This window comes from Burkholderia sp. SCN-KJ (genome assembly GCF_024656005.1).
Classification (GTDB): domain Bacteria; phylum Pseudomonadota; class Gammaproteobacteria; order Burkholderiales; family Burkholderiaceae; genus Burkholderia.
Genome location: NZ_JANKOG010000001.1, coordinates 566,340 through 582,049 on the forward strand (window position 1 = coordinate 566,340; position 15,710 = coordinate 582,049).

Genomic DNA, 15,710 nt, shown 5'->3' on the forward strand with positions numbered 1-15,710 from the left:
CCCGTTTCCCTGGCTATTGGTGGTTCCATCATGATCAAGCAAGCGCTCATTTCCGTTTCCGACAAGACCGGCATCGTCGACTTCGCGAAGTCGCTGTCCGAGCTCGGCGTCAAACTGCTGTCGACTGGCGGCACCGCGAAACTCCTCGCCGACGCGGGCCTGCCCGTGACCGAAGTCGCCGACTACACGGGCTTCCCGGAAATGCTCGATGGGCGCGTGAAGACGCTCCACCCGAAGGTGCACGGCGGCATCCTCGCCCGCCGCGACCTGCCCGAGCACATGCAGGCGCTGGAGCAGCACGGCATCCCGACGATCGACCTGCTGGTCGTGAACCTGTATCCGTTCGTCGCGACGATCGCGAAGGACGACTGCACGCTCGCCGACGCGATCGAGAACATCGACATCGGCGGCCCGACGATGCTGCGCTCGGCCGCGAAGAACCACCGCGACGTGACGGTCGTCGTCGACCCGGCCGATTACGCGGTCGTGCTCGACGAAATGAAGGCGAACGGCAACGCGATCGGCTATGCGACCAACTTCCGCCTCGCGACCAAGGTGTTCGCGCACACCGCGCAATACGACGGCGCGATCACGAACTACCTGACGAGCCTGACCGACGAGCTGCAGCACGCATCGCGCAGCGCGTACCCGGCCACGCTGAACATGGCGTTCGACAAGGTGCAGGACCTGCGCTACGGCGAGAACCCGCACCAGAGCGCGGCGTTCTACCGCGACCTCGCGGCGCCGGCCGGCGCACTGGCGAACTACCGCCAGCTGCAGGGCAAGGAACTGTCGTACAACAACATCGCGGATTCGGACGCGGCGTGGGAATGCGTGAAGACGTTCGACGCGCCGGCCTGCGTGATCATCAAGCACGCGAACCCGTGCGGCGTCGCGGTCGGCAACGACTCGGCCGACGCATACGCGAAGGCATTCCAGACCGACCCGACGTCGGCGTTCGGCGGCATCATCGCGTTCAACCGCGAAGTCGACGAGACGGCCGCGCAGGCGGTGGCCAAGCAGTTCGTCGAAGTGCTGATCGCGCCGTCGTTCACGGACGCCGCGAAGCAGGTGTTCGCCGCGAAGCAGAACGTGCGCCTGCTCGAAATCGCGCTCGGCGACGGCCATAACGCGTTCGACCTGAAGCGCGTGGGCGGCGGCCTGCTCGTGCAGTCGCTCGATTCGAAGAACGTGCAGCCGAGCGAGCTGCGCGTCGTCACGAAGCGTCAACCGACCGCGAAGGAAATGGACGACCTGCTGTTCGCATGGCGCGTCGCGAAGTACGTGAAGTCGAACGCGATCGTGTTCTGTGGCAACGGCATGACGCTCGGCGTCGGCGCAGGCCAGATGAGCCGCGTCGATTCGGCACGCATCGCGAGCATCAAGGCGCAGAACGCGGGCCTCACGCTGGCCGGTTCGGCCGTCGCGTCGGATGCGTTCTTCCCGTTCCGCGACGGTCTCGACGTCGTCGTGGCGGCAGGCGCGACCTGCGTGATCCAGCCGGGCGGCTCGATGCGCGACGACGAAGTGATCGCGGCGGCCGACGAGCACGGCATCGCGATGATCCTGACGGGCGTGCGCCACTTCCGTCACTGATCGCACGCGGCCCGCGCGGCCGCCGCACGAAAACCCGGCGGCATCATCCCCGCCGGGTTTTTTATTGCGCGGCGCCGGCGCACGCAGCCACGCGGCCGGCCCCGCGCACCATTCGTTGTAGTATCGCGGCATCAGGTTTTTCTCCTCACTCATGCGAATTCTCGGCATCGACCCCGGCCTGCGCGTCACCGGCTTTGGCGTCATCGACGTCAGCGGCCACCGGCTCGCCTATGTCGCAAGCGGCGTGATCCGCACGCCCACAGCCGACCTGGCCACCCGGCTCGGTACGATCTTCCAGGGCGTATCGACGCTCGTGCGCGAACACGCGCCCGACCAGGCCGCGATCGAACAGGTGTTCGTGAACGTGAACCCGCAGTCGACGCTGCTGCTCGGCCAGGCGCGCGGTGCCGCGATCTGCGGCCTCGTCTCCGGCGGCCTGCCGGTGGCGGAATACACCGCGCTGCAACTGAAGCAGGCGGTCGTCGGTTACGGCCGCGCGACCAAGTCGCAGATGCAGGAGATGGTCACGAGGCTGCTCAACCTGACCGGCCAGCCCGGCAGCGACGCGGCCGACGCGCTCGGGATGGCGATCTGCCACGCGCACAGCGGCAATACGCTAGGCACGATCGGCGGCCTCGCGCCGGCGCTCGCGAAAAAGGGGCTGCGCGTGCGGCGCGGACGGCTCGTCGGCTGACGCGGCGGCACGCACCCCTTCGGCGCGGCGCGCGGCCACCCGCGTCGCGCGCATTGCGCCTGCCACCGTCCTGCCTGCCTACCCGCCCGCCTGATCGCCCCGCGTCGCGCGGCGCCCCGGCCTGACGGCCAACCCATCGGCATCGCGCCGCACCTGCGCTACACTCGCGCTTTCTTCCTCGCATCCCGCCATCCATGATCGGTCGCATCGCCGGCATCCTGCTCGAAAAGAATCCGCCTCACCTGCTCGTCGACTGCAACGGCGTCGGCTACGAAATCGACGTGCCGATGAGCACCTTCTACAACCTGCCGCAAACAGGCGAGCGCGTCGTGCTGCTCACGCAGCAGATCGTGCGCGAGGACGCGCACCTGCTGTACGGCTTCCTGACGCCGCAGGAGCGCACGACCTTCCGCGAACTGCTGAAGATCACCGGCATCGGCGCGCGCATGGCGCTGGCCGTGCTGTCCGGCATGAGCGTGCAGGAGCTCGCGCAGGCGGTGACGATGCAGGACGCCGCGCGCCTCACGCGCCTGCCCGGCATCGGCAAGAAGACCGCCGAGCGCCTGCTGCTCGAGCTGAAAGGAAAGCTCGGCGCGGACCTCGGTGCGCTCGCCGGCGCTGCGTCCCAGTCCGACCACGCGACCGACATCCTCAACGCGCTGCTCGCGCTCGGCTATTCGGAAAAGGAAGGCCTCGCCGCGATCAAGAACGTGCCGGCCGGCACCGGCGTGTCCGAAGGCATCAAACTCGCGCTCAAGGCACTGTCGAAGGTGTAACGGCCGCCCGAGCCGGCTGTCGGAGCCAGTGTCGCGCCGTCGCGCGGCACGCGCCAGTCGGCCGTTCGGCCAGTTCGGCCGCGTGACGGCGCGCGGTACAATGGCCGCATGATTGAAACCGACAAACTCGCCGCCGAGCGGATCATCGCCGCCACGCCCGCCTCGTCGCACGAGGAGGTGTTCGAACGCGCGCTGCGGCCGCGCCAGCTCGACGACTACGTCGGCCAGGAAAAGGTGCGCGGCCAGCTCGAGATCTTCATCGAGGCCGCGAAGCGCCGCGCCGAGCCGCTCGACCACGTGCTGCTGTTCGGGCCGCCGGGTCTCGGCAAGACCACCCTCGCGCACATCATCGCGCGCGAGATGGGCGTGAACCTGCGCCAGACGTCGGGCCCCGTGCTCGAACGCGCGGGCGATCTCGCCGCGCTGCTGACCAACCTCGAAGCGAACGACGTGCTGTTCATCGACGAGATCCACCGGCTGTCGCCGGTCGTCGAGGAAATCCTGTATCCGGCGCTCGAGGATTACCAGATCGACATCATGATCGGCGAAGGGCCGGCCGCGCGCAGCGTGAAGCTCGACCTGCAGCCGTTCACGCTGGTCGGCGCGACCACGCGCGCGGGGATGCTGACCAACCCGCTGCGCGATCGCTTCGGGATCGTCGCGCGCCTCGAGTTCTACGATGCCGAGCAATTGTCGCGCATCGTGCGGCGCTCGGCGTCGCTGCTGAACGCGCAGATCGATCCGAACGGCGCGCTGGAGATCGCGAAGCGCTCGCGCGGCACGCCGCGGATCGCGAACCGGCTGCTGCGCCGCGTGCGCGACTACGCGGAAGTGAAGGCCGACGGCCAGATCACCGCGGCCGTCGCCGACGCCGCGCTCGCGATGCTCGACGTCGACCCGGTCGGCTTCGACCTGATGGACCGCAAGCTGCTCGAGGCGATCCTGCACAAGTTCGACGGCGGCCCGGTCGGCATCGACAACCTCGCGGCTGCGATCGGCGAGGAGCGCGACACGATCGAGGACGTACTCGAACCGTACCTGATCCAGCAGGGCTTCCTGCAGCGCACGCCGCGCGGGCGCGTCGCGACGCTGCTCACGTACCGCCACTTCGGGCTCTCCGCGCCCGACGCCGGCAACCCCGAACGCGGGATGTGGGATACCGCCGACGGGAAGTAACCCGCTGCCCGCGCCAAGCTCGCCATGACCACGCCGCCCAGCCCGCACCCCGCCCCGCCCACACCGGGCCCGCGCTGGGTCGAACCGATCCGCAAGCGGCTCGTGGCCGGCATCACGCACCTGACGACGGGCGGCGGCGGTCCGTCGATCGATCTCTCGTCGCCGCCCGGAGACCCGGGGCTGTTCGGCCCCGACGCGATCTGCTGGCGCGTGCATGCCGATTTCACGTCGATGATGACGGGCGGCATTGCCGCGCTGCTGCTGCAGGCGCTCCATCCGCTCGCGCTCGCGGGCGTCTGGGATCACTCGTCGTTTCGCACCGACATCCTCGGCCGCTTGCGGCGCACCGCCACGTTCATCACGGGCACGACGTTCGGCAGCCGCGCGGACGCGCTCGCGCTCATCGAGCGCGTGAAAACGATCCACGCGCGCATATCGGGCACGGCGCCCGACGGCCGGCCGTATCGAGCCGACGATCCGGCGTTGCTGACCTGGGTGCATGTCGCGGAAGTTTCGAGCTTCCTCGCCGCGCATCTGCGCTACGTGAATCCGACGCTGTCGGGCGAGCTGCAGGACGGCTACTACGCGGAAACGGCATTGATCGCGGAGTTGCTCGGCGCCCGGGATGTGCCCCGTTCACGCGCCGAGGTAGCGGCCTATTTCGCGCGCATGCAGCCCGAGCTCGAAGCCGGGCCGCACACTTTCGAGGTCATGGACATCCTGCTGAACGTGCCGGTCGCAACGCCCGCGCTGCGGCCGGCCGCGTCGCTGATCATGCATGCGGGAATCGACCTGCTGCCGCCCTGGGCGCAGCGCATGCTCGACGTGTCGACGTTCGCGCCGCTGCGACGCGCGGTGGTCCGGCCCGGTGTGCGGGCAGTCGCCCCCGTGCTGCGCTGGGCGCTCGTCAACGGTGCGTCGAAGCGCGCACGCCGCCGCGCAACGGCGACACCGCCCGACGGCACCCCGCCCGCCTGACGATCGGCTTCTTCCGCCGGGCGGAGCCGGTACGACCGGATCAGAGTACCTTGCGATACCCGTCGTCGTCGCTCGCGGCGTCCAGGTGCGACACGTCGGCCCATTGCACGACCTGCGCGCGACCATCGACGTAATCGACGACGTTGATGCTCGTGTTGAGCAGCTGATAGCTGCGCGGCGCCGACAGGTCGATACCGTTTGCAAAGCGGTACACGCAGTCGAGCACGCCGCCGTGTGCGACACACGCGATCCGGCCGCCCGGATGCGCGGCGACGATCGGCTCGAGCGCATGCAGCACGCGATGATAGAACTCGCGCTGCGACTCGCCGCCGTCGGGCGCGAAGCCCGGGTCGCGCGTCTGCCACGCGGCGTAGGCGTCCGGAAACAGCGTCTCGATCTCGGTGCTGTCATGCCCCTGGAACACGCCGTACGCGCGTTCGCGCAGCCCTTCGCGCAACTGCAGCGGCAGCCCGAGCGCATCGGCAAAGGGTTGCGCGGTTTGTTGCGCGCGCATCAGGTCGCTCGAATAGATCGCGTCGATCCGCTGTCCTTCGCGCGCGTCCCGCGCGAGCCGGACGGCCAGCCGCTGCGCCTGCGCGAGCCCCGTGTCAGCCAGTGGAATGTCGATATGGCCCTGGATGCGCTTGATGCGGTTCCAGGCCGTCTCGCCATGGCGAATGAAGAGAATCTGCGTGGTGGCCATCGCGGCGTCTCCGGGAATGAATCAGGGCCGCACTTGCAGCCAGAACGTCACGGGGCCGTCGTTGACGAGCGACACCTGCATGTCGGCGCCGAACTCGCCCGTCTCGACGACCGGATGACGCTCGCGCGCGGCCGCGACGAAATAGTCGAACAGGCGCGCGCCTTCGTCTGGGGGCGCGGCCGGCGTGAAGCTCGGCCGCAGCCCGCTGTTGGTATCGGCCGCGAGCGTGAACTGCGACACGAGCAGCAGGCCGCCTGCGCCGCCCGCGCCGTCGATGTTCGACACGGGCAGGTTCATCTTGCCCGCGGCATCGCTGAACACGCGATAGCCGAGCAGCTTCGCGAGCAGCTTGTCGGCCGCGGCTTCGGTGTCGCCGCGCTCCGCGCAGACGAGCGCGAGCAGCCCAGCGCCGATCTCGCCCGTCGTGCGGTCGCCGACGCGCACGTCGGCGCGCTTCACGCGCTGGATCAGCGCGATCATGCGGTCAGCGTGACGCGCGCGAAGCGGCGCTTGCCGACCTGGACGACGAACTCGCCGGCCTCGACCTTCAGCCCCTTGTCGGAGACGGTCGCGCCGTCGATCTTCACGCCGCCCTGCTCGATGTTGCGCAGCGCTTCGCTCGTCGACGGCACGAGGCCCGCCTGCTTCAGCAGCTGGCCGATCGCGAGCGGCGCGCCCGCGAGCGTGACCGACGGGATGTCGTCCGGCACGCCGCCCTTCGCGCGGTGGTTGAAGTCCTCCAGCGCACGCTCGGCATCGGCCTGCGAGTGGAAGCGCGCGACGATTTCCTGCGCGAGCAGCACCTTGAAGTCGCGCGGGTTGCGGCCGCCTTCGGCGTCGCGCCTGAAGCCCGCGATTTCTTCGATGCTGCGGAACGACAGCAGCTCGAAGTAACGCCACATCAGCGTGTCCGAGATGCTCATCAGCTTGCCGAACATGTCGGTCGGCTTCTCGCTGATGCCGACGTAGTTGCCCTTCGACTTCGACATCTTCTCGACGCCGTCGAGGCCTTCGAGCAGCGGCATCGTGAGAATGCACTGCTGCTCCTGGCCGTACTGCTTCTGCAGTTCGCGGCCGACCAGCAGGTTGAACTTCTGGTCGGTGCCGCCGAGCTCGAGGTCGGCGTTCAGCGCGACCGAGTCGTAGCCCTGCATCAGCGGGTACAGGAATTCGTGGATCGAGATCGGCACGCCGCCCTGGAAGCGCTTCGTGAAATCCTCGCGCTCGAGGATCCGCGCGACCGTGTAGCGCGACGCGAGCTTGATCATCCCGTCCGCGCCGAGCGGCATCGACCATTCGCTGTTGTAGCGGATTTCGGTCTTCGCGCGGTCGAGCACGAGCGCGGCCTGCTCGAAGTAGGTCTTCGCGTTCGATTCGATCTGCTCGCGCGTGAGCGGCGGGCGCGTCGCGTTGCGGCCCGACGGGTCGCCGATCAGCGACGTGAAATCGCCGATGAGGAAGATCACGGTGTGGCCGAGGTCCTGCAGCTGACGCATCTTGTTCAGCACGACCGTATGGCCGATGTGGATGTCGGGTGCGGTCGGGTCGAGGCCGAGCTTGATGCGCAACGGCGTGCCGGTGGCCGCGCTGCGCGCGAGCTTCTGCGCGAACTCTTCCTCGATCAGCAGTTCGTCGACGCCGCGCTTCGTGACGGCGAGCGCATGGCGGACTTCGTCGGTGATCGGGAAAACAGGCTTGGAACTGGGTTCGGTGCTCATCGGGGCCAGGAAGAATGTCGCAAAGACAGGGATTTTCCCATAACTTGCGCGTGCATCGCTTAACGACGCGTCAGGTTGCGCGGATAATCGGGCGCAAGGCGCGTGGCACCGGCCCGCGCCGCTCGATCCAGGAGGACCCAACGTGCCGCAACGACATCCGCAACCCGCCCATCCGGCCGACGGCATCTACTTCGGGCTGATGTCGGGAACCAGCATGGACGGCGTCGACGGCGTCGCCGTGCGTTTCGAGACCGGCCGCGCGCCGGTCGTGCTCGCGGAAGCGTTCGTCGGCTTCGCGCAATCGCTGCGCGACGCGCTGTTCGCGCTGCAGCAGCCCGGCGACAACGAGATCGACCGCGAATCGGTCGCGGCGAATGCGCTCGTCGCGCGCTACGCGGTGTGCTGTCACGAGCTGCAGCGCACGGCCGGCCTGTCGCGCGACGAGATCCGCGCGATCGGCGTGCACGGCCAGACGGTCCGGCACCGTCCCGAGCGCGGCTACACGCGCCAGCTCAACAATCCGGCGCTGCTCGCCGAGCTCACCCATCTCGACGTGATCGCCGATTTCCGCAGCCGCGACGTCGCGGCCGGCGGGCACGGCGCGCCGCTCGCGCCGGCGTTCCACGCGACGGTGTTCGGCGCGCCGGGCGAGACGCGGGTCGTCTGCAACCTCGGCGGCATCAGCAACATCACGATCCTGCCCGGCGAAGGCGGCGACGTGCGCGGCTTCGACTGCGGGCCCGCGAACGCGTTGCTCGACGAATGGGCGACGCGCCATCTCGGCAAGCCTTACGACGACGGCGGCAAGTTCGCCGCGCGCGGTACCGTGCACGCGGCGCTGCTCGACGCGCTGCTCGACGAACCCTACTTCGTCGCGCCGCCGCCGAAAAGCACCGGCCGCGACCTGTTCAATCCCGCGTGGCTCGACGCGAAGCTCGCCGCGTTCGCGCAGGTCGCGCCGGAAGACGTGCAGGCGACGCTGACGGCACTCACCGCCGTCTCGGTCGCGCGCGAGATCGCCCGGCACGCGGCCGGCTGCAAGGCCGTGTTCGTCTGCGGCGGCGGCGCCCGCAACCCGGTGCTGCTCGATGCGCTCCGGCATGCACTGCACGAGGTCGGCGTGCCGGCGACGGTGGAGACGACGGCCGCGCTCGGCGTGCCGCCGCAGCAGGTCGAGGCGCTCGCGTTCGCGTGGCTCGCGTACCGCTTCACCGCGCGCCAGCCCGGCAATCTCGCGAGCGTGACGGGGGCCGCGGGCGAGCGCGTGCTCGGCGCACTTTATCCGCGCTGATGCGGAAACGAGGGGAGCCCCGGATGCGGCGCGTCCGATACACGCCGACAGGCCACCCACGCGGTTCGTCGCGTACAACGGACGCAAAAAAACGGGGCATCAAGCCCCGTTTTTCATTCCGGCGAACCGGACAGGATCCGTCGTGCGCTCAGACCGAGAACGACGAGCCGCACCCGCAGGTGGTCGTGGCGTTCGGGTTCTTGATCACGAACTGGGCGCCGTTGAGGTCGTCCTTGTAGTCGATCTCGGCGCCGACCAGGTACTGGTAGCTCATCGAGTCGATCAGGAGCTGGACGCCGTTCTTGTTCATCACGGTGTCGTCCTCGTTGACTTCCTCGTCGAACGTGAAGCCATACTGGAAGCCCGAGCAGCCGCCACCCTGCACGAACACGCGCAGCTTCAGGTCGGGATTGCCCTCTTCGTCGATCAGTTGCTTGACCTTGTCGGCCGCGGCGTCGGTGAAGACGAACGGTGCCGGCATTTCGGTGGTCGTTGCTGCGGATTCGGTAACAGCGTTCATGCGAACTCTCCAAAAAGCTTTAGCCGCTATTGTAGGGCCGATCAGAAGATCGTGCTGATGTCCATGAAATCAATAGGTTCTTGTTGATTTCAGTAAAGGAAACCGCCCGCGGGGCGCCGCCGCGCGGGCATAAAAAAACCGCCAGCGCGAAAACTGGCGGTTTTTCCGGCGGACGCCGCCCGGAAGCGGCGCGGCCATGAAGCGGAATTAACGCTTCGAGAACTGCTTTGCGCGACGTGCCTTGCGCAGACCAACCTTCTTACGCTCGACTTCACGTGCATCGCGCGTGACGAAGCCTGCGTTCGACAGCGACGGCTTCAGCGTTGCATCGTAGTCGATCAGCGCGCGGGTGATGCCGTGACGCACTGCGCCTGCCTGACCCGTTTCGCCGCCGCCGTTGACGTTGACCTTGATGTCGAACGTCTGGCCGTGGTTCGTGAGTTCCAGCGGTTGACGCACGATCATCAGCGACGTTTCACGCGAGAAGTAGTCGGCGATGGGCTTGCCGTTGACGATGATGTCGCCCTTGCCAGCCTTGATGAAGACACGTGCGACTGCGCTCTTGCGGCGGCCCGTACCGTAGTTCCAGTTACCGATCATGTGGGCTCCCCTTAGATCTCGAGCGCCTTCGGCTGTTGAGCCGAATGCGGATGCGTAGCTTCAGCGTAGACCTTCAGCTTCTTGATCATCGCGTAGCCGAGCGGGCCCTTCGGCAGCATGCCCTTGACCGCCTTCTCGAGCGCACGGCCCGGGAAGCGTTCTTGCATCTTGCCGAACGTCGTTTCATAGATACCGCCCGGGTAGCCCGAGTGACGGTAGTACTTCTTGTCCAGAGTCTTGTTGCCCGTGACCTTCAACTTGCTCGCGTTGATGATGATGATGAAATCACCAGTGTCGACGTGCGGGGTGAACTCAGGCTTGTGCTTGCCGCGCAGACGGCGTGCCACTTCGCTGGCAACACGGCCGAGAACCTTATCCGTCGCGTCAATCACGTACCATTCGCGCGTCACCTCATGGGCTTTTGCGGAAAACGTCTTCATGATCGATCCAAAAAAAATGCTTTGCCCGATGTGTTCTTCCTGCTTGTCTGTGTGCGCTTCGAGGCGCGGTGCAGGCTCTCCCTGTTCTTTTTCCGTGGGCATGAATGCGGAAAAGCCCTGAATTATAAAGGAAATACCGCAGCGCGGTCAAAGAGAATCCACGCCCCGTGCCGGCGGCGCCCGAAATGGGCCAAAATCCGGTCGTGCCCCGATACACCAGGCGAACCGAGCGCCTGGGGCGGCACCCATCGACGCGCGGCACCTGACCTTGCCGCGCCAGACCGGCCGATCACGGAAAAACAACAAACAAGCATGATGAAACAACGACTTACGCCATTTCTCGCGGCCGCGTTGCTGGCCGCCGCGGCGCCCGCCGTCGCCGCCCGGGCCGGCTGCGAGGCCAAGCTCGACGCCCTCGACGCCCGCATCGCCGACGCCCGCCGCGCCCATGCCGAAGATCGCATCGCCCGCCTGCGTGCGGTGCGCGAACGCGTACGCCACTTCTGCGCGCGCGGTCATGGCCAAGCGTCGGCCGCACACGTGCCGGCCCCTGCCGATCGTTCGACGAACACGCCGCCCGGCGCGGCCTCGCAGCCAACCACGCGGCGGCCAGCATAAACGGGAGTCAACGACGGATATCGACGCGCGCAAACTGCGCGCCGATGCTTGCATGGGACGAAAAAAAGCCCGAACGGCTGGTTCGGGCTTAATCCACCTTAGGAGGAGGGTGGAGGAGACATGCGGAGATTGCCGCAGCGCGACAACCAATGAGGCTCATTATACGAATGCGTCGCCGGCTTCACAAGAAAATTTGCATTACGAAATCCAACACCATAATGCGGAATTCAATGAGCCTCGCGCGACTAATGGATTTTCTCTTTTAAAATCAATCGATTGGGAAGCAAGCGCGCAACCGGGAGCCCGTTACGCCTAGAGTAAAACCCCTAAAGACAGCAGGGAAATCGCCGTTCGGTGCCCCGCCGGGCGCCGCACGCGGCGGCATGGCATGGCGCGTCGTGCAGCGCATCAGCCGACCGAAGCGCTGCGGGCTACAATGCCGGATCGAATCCGAATCAGGCAACGCTGGAGTGCAAGCATGGAATGCAAAGTAAGCTGGATGGGTCAGGACGGCATGGCGTTTTCCGCCCAGACCGGAAGCGGGCACCTCGTCGCGATGGACGGCGCGCCGGAAGGCGGCGGCCACAACCTCGCGCCGCGCCCGATGGAAATGGTGCTGGTCGGCACCGGCGGCTGCACCGCGTACGACGTCGTGCTGATCCTGAAGAAGAGCCGCCAGGAAGTCACCGGCTGCTCGGTCACGCTGAAGGCCGAACGCGCGAGCGAAGATCCGAAAGTGTTCACGAAGGTCCACTTCCATTTCACCGTCACCGGCCGCAACCTGAACCCGGCCACGGTCGAGCGCGCGATCAACCTGTCGCACGACAAGTACTGCTCCGCGTCGATCATGATCGCGAAGACCGCCGAACTCACGCATTCGTTCGACATCGTCGCCGACTGAACGCACGGCAGCCACGCATGAAAAAAAGGGCCGGCGCTCCTGACGGAGCGCCGGCCCTTTCGCATTCGAACGGCAAAGCAGGCCGATAAGCCGGATTCTGTGCACGCTGCACGCCGAAGCGCACAACGCGTGGCAGCCATTCCTCTAGGCGCGCCATTGCTGACGCGCTCAAGCTTCCTACCCGCAGACGAGACGGGGGCCCCGTCCTGCATCCGAAAATGCGCGCCTGCCTACTTGGAATTGCTCCGGGTGGAGGTTACCGTGCCGGCGGACGTCGCCGTCGCCGCGGTGCGCTCTTACCGCACCGTTTCACCCTTACCTGATCCCGGCTTGCGCCGGGCCATCGGCGGTTTGCTTTCTGTTGCCCTGTTCCGCGTGTCGCCACGGATGGCCGTTAGCCATCACCCTGCCCTGTGGAGTCCGGACTTTCCTCGCCCCCGCCGGCCCGAAGGCGGCGAGGCCGCGACTGCCTAGCCTGCTTTGCGACGCGCATTCTAGCACTGTGCGCCGCCGCCGGCAGCGCGCGAGCGGCGGCCGCTGCGGAAAACCGCCGGATCGTCGTAGAACGCGGGCGCGGCATTCGCTTCGCACCAGCCCGGCACGCCGAGCACCGGCAGCGGCGCGAAATCGTGGCTCGTCAGGTCGCGGGTCGCGATCTCGCCGGCGATCCGCGCATCGACATGCGCGGCACGCTGCGCGTCGGGCCACGAAAAATAGTCGTCGCCCACTTCGACGATCCATGCGTGCGCGGTGCACGACTTGTAGGGCGCGACGAGCTTCTCGAGCAGCGCATGGCCGACGAGCCGCGCCTCGCAGCGCGTGCCCCACGCGTCGCGCGCCGCCAGCAGCAGCAGCTGCCAGCTGAAGCCGCGCAGCGCGTCGGCGAGCGTGCGGTCGGCCGTCACGAACAGCGCGGCATTTTCGTCGAACAGCGTCAGCGCATCGCGCAGCGTGCCGCGCACCGGCCCGACGCCGCCCGCGGCATCGATCGCCGCGGCCTGGCGTGCGTTCAGCGCGGCCTTGGTGCGCGGATACGCGAACCAGACGAGCGCATTGAAGAAGTCGTGAAGATTGTGGCGGGTCGGGACGCCGCCGGTCGCGGCGATATGGGTTTCGTATGCGATGCCGGGCGGCAGCTCGGCCTGTGGCACGAAGCGCAGCGGCTTGCCGCGGCCGCTGACACGGGCATCACCGCGCAGTGCGCCGTTCAGTGCGTCGAGCAGCGCGGCCTCGCCCGCGAGCGCGGCCGCCTGAAGCGTGCGGCCCGGTTCCGCGTAACGCGCGAGCCACGGCGCGGACCAGTCGATCCGCGCGAACGCCGCCGCGCCGCCGCCGGCCGCGTGGCCGGCCGCGCGCGGCGGCGTGCCGGTCACGCGAGCTTCCAGCCGATCGATTCGCCGGCGCGCAGCGGCACGACCGGCGTATCGCCCGCGAACACCTCGCGCGGCAGTTCCCAGGTCTCGCGGCGCAGCGTGATCGTCTCGGTGCTGTGCGGCAGCCCGTAGAAATCGGCGCCGAAGCGGCTCGCGAAATTTTCCAGCTTGTCGAGCGCGCCCGCCTTGTCGAACGCTTCCGCATACAGCTCGAGCGCGTGCAGCGCCGTGTAGCAGCCCGCGCAGCCGCACGCGGTTTCCTTCGCGTCGCGCGCGTGCGGCGCGCTGTCGGTGCCGAGGAAGAAGCGCGGGTTGCCCGACGTCGCGGCTTCGACGAGCGCGACGCGGTGCGTTTCACGCTTCAGCACCGGCAGGCAGTAGTAATGCGGGCGGATCCCGCCGACGAACAGCGCGTTGCGGCTGTACAGCATGTGCTGCGGCGTGATCGTCGCGCCGAGCAGGCCCGGCGCCGCATCGGCGTCGCGCACGTAATCGGCGGCGTCCTTCGTGGTGATGTGCTCGAACACCACCTTCAGGCCGGGGAAATCGCGGCGCAGCGGCGTCATCACGCGGTCGATGAACACCTTCTCGCGATCGAACATGTCGATCGCCGGATCGGTCACCTCGCCGTGCACGAGCAGCGGCATGCCGGTTTCCTGCATGACCTCGAGCGTCTTCGCGCACTTCGCGAGATCGCTGACGCCGTGGTCGGAGTTCGTCGTCGCGCCGGCCGGATACAGCTTCACGCCGTGCACGAAGCCGCTGTCGCGCGCGCGGCGGATTTCGTCGGGCGACGTGTTGTCGGTCAGGTATAGCGTCATCAGCGGCTCGAACGCCATGCCCGCCGGCAGCGCGGCCAGGATTCGCTCGCGATAGGCCTGCGCTTGCGCGGTGGTCGTGACGGGCGGCTTCAGGTTCGGCATGACGATCGCGCGGGCGAACTGGCGCGCCGTGTGCGGCAGCACCGCGGCCAGCATGTCGCCGTCGCGCAGGTGCAGGTGCAGGTCGTCGGGACGGGCGAGCGTGAGCGTCGCCGGAGAGGAAGCGTTCGAGGCAGTCATAGGAGGCGTCGTGAGGAACGGGCTGGCCATCTGCGGGGCCGGAACGCGCGTGCGCGGGCCGACTGACGGCAAACCGCAACACGGGGCCTTCGGCCGGCGGAATCCGCTTTTTACCGCTCAAGGCTCGGTGATATGCTAGAAGCAACATTGTACCGGGGTTCACCCGGTTGGTTACCCTGCTTCCGCCCCCGCCCCAAGTAAAATGTGCCAACTCCTAGGAATGAACTGCGCCGCGCCGACGGACGTCACATTCTCCTTCACAGGTTTCGCGGCCCGGGGCGGCCTCACCGATCACCATGCCGACGGCTGGGGGATCGCGTTCTTCGAGGACAAGGCCTGTCGCCTCTTCGTCGACCACCAGGCATCGGCCACGTCGCCGCTCGCCGAAATGGTGAAGCGCTACCCGATCAAGTCCAAGAACACGATCGCGCACATCCGCAAGGCCACGCAAGGCCACATCCTGCTCGAGAACAGCCACCCGTTCATGCGCGAGCTGTGGGGGCGGCACTGGATCTTCGCGCATAACGGCGATCTGCAGGAGTACGAACCCGATCTCGACGGCAGCGTCTACCATCCGGTCGGCACCACCGACAGCGAGAAGGCGTTCTGCGTGCTGATGCAGGGGCTGCGCGAAGCGTTCCCCGGCGCGCAGCCGCCGTTGCCGGAGCTGTTCGAGCGCGTCGGCGAGCTGACGCGCGGCATCACCGATCACGGCGTGTTCAACTTCCTGATGTCGAACGGCCAGGCCCTCTTCGCGCACTGCTCGACGCGGCTGCACTACCTCGTGCGGCGCTGGCCGTTCTCGACCGCGCATCTGGTCGACGAAGACCTGTCGATCGACTTCGCGAAATACACGACGCCCGAGGATCGTGTCGCGGTGATCGCCACGCAGCCGCTGACCGACAACGAAATCTGGACCTCGTTCGAACCGGGCGAGCTGATCATGTTCCAGTGCGGCGACGTCGCCGCGCGGATGCAGATTCCGGTGCCCGAGTGCGTGCTCGAGAAACTGCGCAACCCGGCGCTCGACGCGTCGGCGTCCGCGCCGTGCGGTACGCAGCACGCCGCACTCGCGGCCGGCGCCGACGGCGATTCCGACGACGCGATCGATTTCTGAGCGCGCCGCGCCGCCGCCGGGCGCGCCCTTCATGCGTTGCGCTGTTCCGCCATCGTCGCGGCCCGACGATCCCGCGTCACGCCCGGATCGTTGAATCACGCATCCGGTGTCCGGCATCCGCCGATGATTGCCCGCATTGAAAATCTCC

At 67.6% G+C, this 15,710-nt stretch carries 17 protein-coding genes and 1 other RNA gene; 9 read left to right on the forward strand and 9 right to left on the reverse strand.

Features of this window, described 5'->3' with window-relative positions; translation table 11 throughout:
• The first annotated feature begins 30 nt into the window (after positions 1–30).
• From purH to NQV17_RS02625, 5 genes are all read left to right on the forward strand, one after another.
• The gene (gene purH, locus NQV17_RS02605; protein ID WP_257768521.1) at positions 31–1,596 is read left to right on the forward strand and encodes a bifunctional phosphoribosylaminoimidazolecarboxamide formyltransferase/IMP cyclohydrolase; all 1,566 of its coding nucleotides are present in this window, start codon (positions 31–33) and stop codon (positions 1,594–1,596) included.
• Positions 1,597–1,747: 151 nt separating this feature from the next.
• Positions 1,748–2,290 carry a crossover junction endodeoxyribonuclease RuvC gene (gene ruvC, locus NQV17_RS02610; RefSeq protein WP_124610553.1) on the forward strand — a complete coding sequence of 181 codons (543 nt, stop codon included), beginning with the start codon at positions 1,748–1,750 and terminating at the stop codon, positions 2,288–2,290.
• A 194-nt stretch (positions 2,291–2,484) separates the two neighbouring features.
• Complete coding sequence (gene ruvA / locus NQV17_RS02615) at positions 2,485–3,066, forward strand: Holliday junction branch migration protein RuvA (protein WP_044848281.1); 582 nt, start codon at positions 2,485–2,487, stop codon at positions 3,064–3,066.
• Between the two features lie 108 nt (positions 3,067–3,174).
• A complete protein-coding gene (ruvB, locus tag NQV17_RS02620) occupies positions 3,175–4,242 on the forward strand; it encodes a Holliday junction branch migration DNA helicase RuvB (RefSeq protein WP_044848282.1) in 1,068 nt (355 codons plus the stop codon).
• Between the two features lie 24 nt (positions 4,243–4,266).
• Positions 4,267–5,220: an oxygenase MpaB family protein gene (locus tag NQV17_RS02625; RefSeq protein WP_257768530.1), complete on the forward strand. Its 954-nt coding sequence runs from the start codon at positions 4,267–4,269 to the stop codon at positions 5,218–5,220.
• Positions 5,221–5,260: 40 nt separating this feature from the next.
• Here NQV17_RS02625 and NQV17_RS02630 read toward each other — a convergent pair whose 3' ends face one another.
• Genes NQV17_RS02630 through tyrS form a run of 3 tightly spaced genes read right to left on the reverse strand, consistent with a single transcriptional unit; the run spans position 5,261 to position 7,641 of the window.
• Positions 5,261–5,923, reverse strand: coding sequence for a histidine phosphatase family protein (locus tag NQV17_RS02630; RefSeq protein WP_124487989.1), 663 nt, complete (start codon positions 5,921–5,923; stop codon positions 5,261–5,263).
• 21 nt (positions 5,924–5,944) lie between these two features.
• Positions 5,945–6,403 carry a D-aminoacyl-tRNA deacylase gene (gene dtd / locus NQV17_RS02635; RefSeq protein WP_006751891.1) on the reverse strand — a complete coding sequence of 153 codons (459 nt, stop codon included), beginning with the start codon at positions 6,401–6,403 and terminating at the stop codon, positions 5,945–5,947.
• Complete coding sequence (tyrS, locus tag NQV17_RS02640) at positions 6,400–7,641, reverse strand: tyrosine--tRNA ligase (protein ID WP_257768534.1); 1,242 nt, start codon at positions 7,639–7,641, stop codon at positions 6,400–6,402. The genes dtd and tyrS overlap by 4 nt, the downstream gene beginning before the upstream one ends.
• 142 nt (positions 7,642–7,783) lie before the next feature.
• On the opposite strand from tyrS, the gene NQV17_RS02645 reads away from it, so the two are divergent.
• Entirely contained in the window at positions 7,784–8,932 is a 1,149-nt protein-coding gene (locus tag NQV17_RS02645; RefSeq protein ID WP_257768536.1) for an anhydro-N-acetylmuramic acid kinase, read from the forward strand.
• Positions 8,933–9,080: 148 nt separating this feature from the next.
• Here the strand turns inward: NQV17_RS02645 and erpA are convergent, their stop codons facing one another.
• The 3 genes from erpA to rplM all read right to left on the reverse strand — a co-directional run bounded on the left by erpA (position 9,081) and on the right by rplM (position 10,492).
• A complete protein-coding gene (gene erpA / locus NQV17_RS02650) occupies positions 9,081–9,452 on the reverse strand; it encodes an iron-sulfur cluster insertion protein ErpA (protein WP_006401687.1) in 372 nt (123 codons plus the stop codon).
• Between the two features lie 207 nt (positions 9,453–9,659).
• Positions 9,660–10,052: a 30S ribosomal protein S9 gene (rpsI, locus tag NQV17_RS02655; RefSeq protein WP_011883283.1), complete on the reverse strand. Its 393-nt coding sequence runs from the start codon at positions 10,050–10,052 to the stop codon at positions 9,660–9,662.
• An 11-nt stretch (positions 10,053–10,063) separates the two neighbouring features.
• The gene (gene rplM, locus NQV17_RS02660) at positions 10,064–10,492 is read right to left on the reverse strand and encodes a 50S ribosomal protein L13 (RefSeq protein ID WP_009687896.1); all 429 of its coding nucleotides are present in this window, start codon (positions 10,490–10,492) and stop codon (positions 10,064–10,066) included.
• 312 nt (positions 10,493–10,804) lie between these two features.
• Here rplM and NQV17_RS02665 point away from each other — a divergent pair, with 312 nt between their 5' ends.
• Positions 10,805–11,110 carry a DUF1090 family protein gene (locus NQV17_RS02665; RefSeq protein ID WP_257768541.1) on the forward strand — a complete coding sequence of 102 codons (306 nt, stop codon included), beginning with the start codon at positions 10,805–10,807 and terminating at the stop codon, positions 11,108–11,110.
• A gap of 436 nt (positions 11,111–11,546) precedes the next feature.
• Entirely contained in the window at positions 11,547–12,011 is a 465-nt protein-coding gene (locus tag NQV17_RS02670; protein WP_072465471.1) for an OsmC family protein, read from the forward strand.
• A gap of 70 nt (positions 12,012–12,081) precedes the next feature.
• Here NQV17_RS02670 and rnpB read toward each other — a convergent pair.
• The 3 genes from rnpB to pyrC all read right to left on the reverse strand — a co-directional run bounded on the left by rnpB (position 12,082) and on the right by pyrC (position 14,445).
• Positions 12,082–12,493, reverse strand: an RNA gene (gene rnpB, locus NQV17_RS02675) — RNase P RNA component class A.
• A 12-nt stretch (positions 12,494–12,505) separates the two neighbouring features.
• Positions 12,506–13,384: a DUF3025 domain-containing protein gene (locus NQV17_RS02680; protein ID WP_257768545.1), complete on the reverse strand. Its 879-nt coding sequence runs from the start codon at positions 13,382–13,384 to the stop codon at positions 12,506–12,508.
• Positions 13,381–14,445 carry a dihydroorotase gene (gene pyrC, locus NQV17_RS02685; RefSeq protein ID WP_257768547.1) on the reverse strand — a complete coding sequence of 355 codons (1,065 nt, stop codon included), beginning with the start codon at positions 14,443–14,445 and terminating at the stop codon, positions 13,381–13,383. Before pyrC ends, NQV17_RS02680 begins: the two co-directional genes overlap by 4 nt.
• 202 nt (positions 14,446–14,647) lie before the next feature.
• On the opposite strand from pyrC, the gene NQV17_RS02690 reads away from it, so the two are divergent.
• On the forward strand, positions 14,648–15,562 hold the full coding sequence (locus NQV17_RS02690; protein ID WP_257768549.1) for a class II glutamine amidotransferase: 915 nt from the start codon (positions 14,648–14,650) through the stop codon (positions 15,560–15,562).
• Positions 15,563–15,710 lie beyond the last annotated feature (148 nt).

What these genes read in the sequence shown, in the direction of transcription:
- tyrS (WP_257768534.1), bottom strand. Translation starts at nt 7,641, where the DNA reads ATGAGCACCGAACCCAGTTCCAAGCCTGTTTTCCCGATCACCGACGAA.
- NQV17_RS02625 (WP_257768530.1), top strand. Translation starts at nt 4,267, where the DNA reads ATGACCACGCCGCCCAGCCCGCACCCCGCCCCGCCCACACCGGGCCCG.
- erpA (WP_006401687.1), bottom strand. Translation starts at nt 9,452, where the DNA reads ATGAACGCTGTTACCGAATCCGCAGCAACGACCACCGAAATGCCGGCA.
- NQV17_RS02665 (WP_257768541.1), top strand. Translation starts at nt 10,805, where the DNA reads ATGATGAAACAACGACTTACGCCATTTCTCGCGGCCGCGTTGCTGGCC.
- NQV17_RS02690 (WP_257768549.1), top strand. Translation starts at nt 14,648, where the DNA reads ATGTGCCAACTCCTAGGAATGAACTGCGCCGCGCCGACGGACGTCACA.
- pyrC (WP_257768547.1), bottom strand. Translation starts at nt 14,445, where the DNA reads ATGACTGCCTCGAACGCTTCCTCTCCGGCGACGCTCACGCTCGCCCGT.
- ruvC (WP_124610553.1), top strand. Translation starts at nt 1,748, where the DNA reads ATGCGAATTCTCGGCATCGACCCCGGCCTGCGCGTCACCGGCTTTGGC.
- purH (WP_257768521.1), top strand. Translation starts at nt 31, where the DNA reads ATGATCAAGCAAGCGCTCATTTCCGTTTCCGACAAGACCGGCATCGTC.
- dtd (WP_006751891.1), bottom strand. Translation starts at nt 6,403, where the DNA reads ATGATCGCGCTGATCCAGCGCGTGAAGCGCGCCGACGTGCGCGTCGGC.
- NQV17_RS02670 (WP_072465471.1), top strand. Translation starts at nt 11,547, where the DNA reads ATGCCGGATCGAATCCGAATCAGGCAACGCTGGAGTGCAAGCATGGAA.
- ruvA (WP_044848281.1), top strand. Translation starts at nt 2,485, where the DNA reads ATGATCGGTCGCATCGCCGGCATCCTGCTCGAAAAGAATCCGCCTCAC.
- ruvB (WP_044848282.1), top strand. Translation starts at nt 3,175, where the DNA reads ATGATTGAAACCGACAAACTCGCCGCCGAGCGGATCATCGCCGCCACG.
- NQV17_RS02630 (WP_124487989.1), bottom strand. Translation starts at nt 5,923, where the DNA reads ATGGCCACCACGCAGATTCTCTTCATTCGCCATGGCGAGACGGCCTGG.
- rpsI (WP_011883283.1), bottom strand. Translation starts at nt 10,052, where the DNA reads ATGATCGGTAACTGGAACTACGGTACGGGCCGCCGCAAGAGCGCAGTC.
- rplM (WP_009687896.1), bottom strand. Translation starts at nt 10,492, where the DNA reads ATGAAGACGTTTTCCGCAAAAGCCCATGAGGTGACGCGCGAATGGTAC.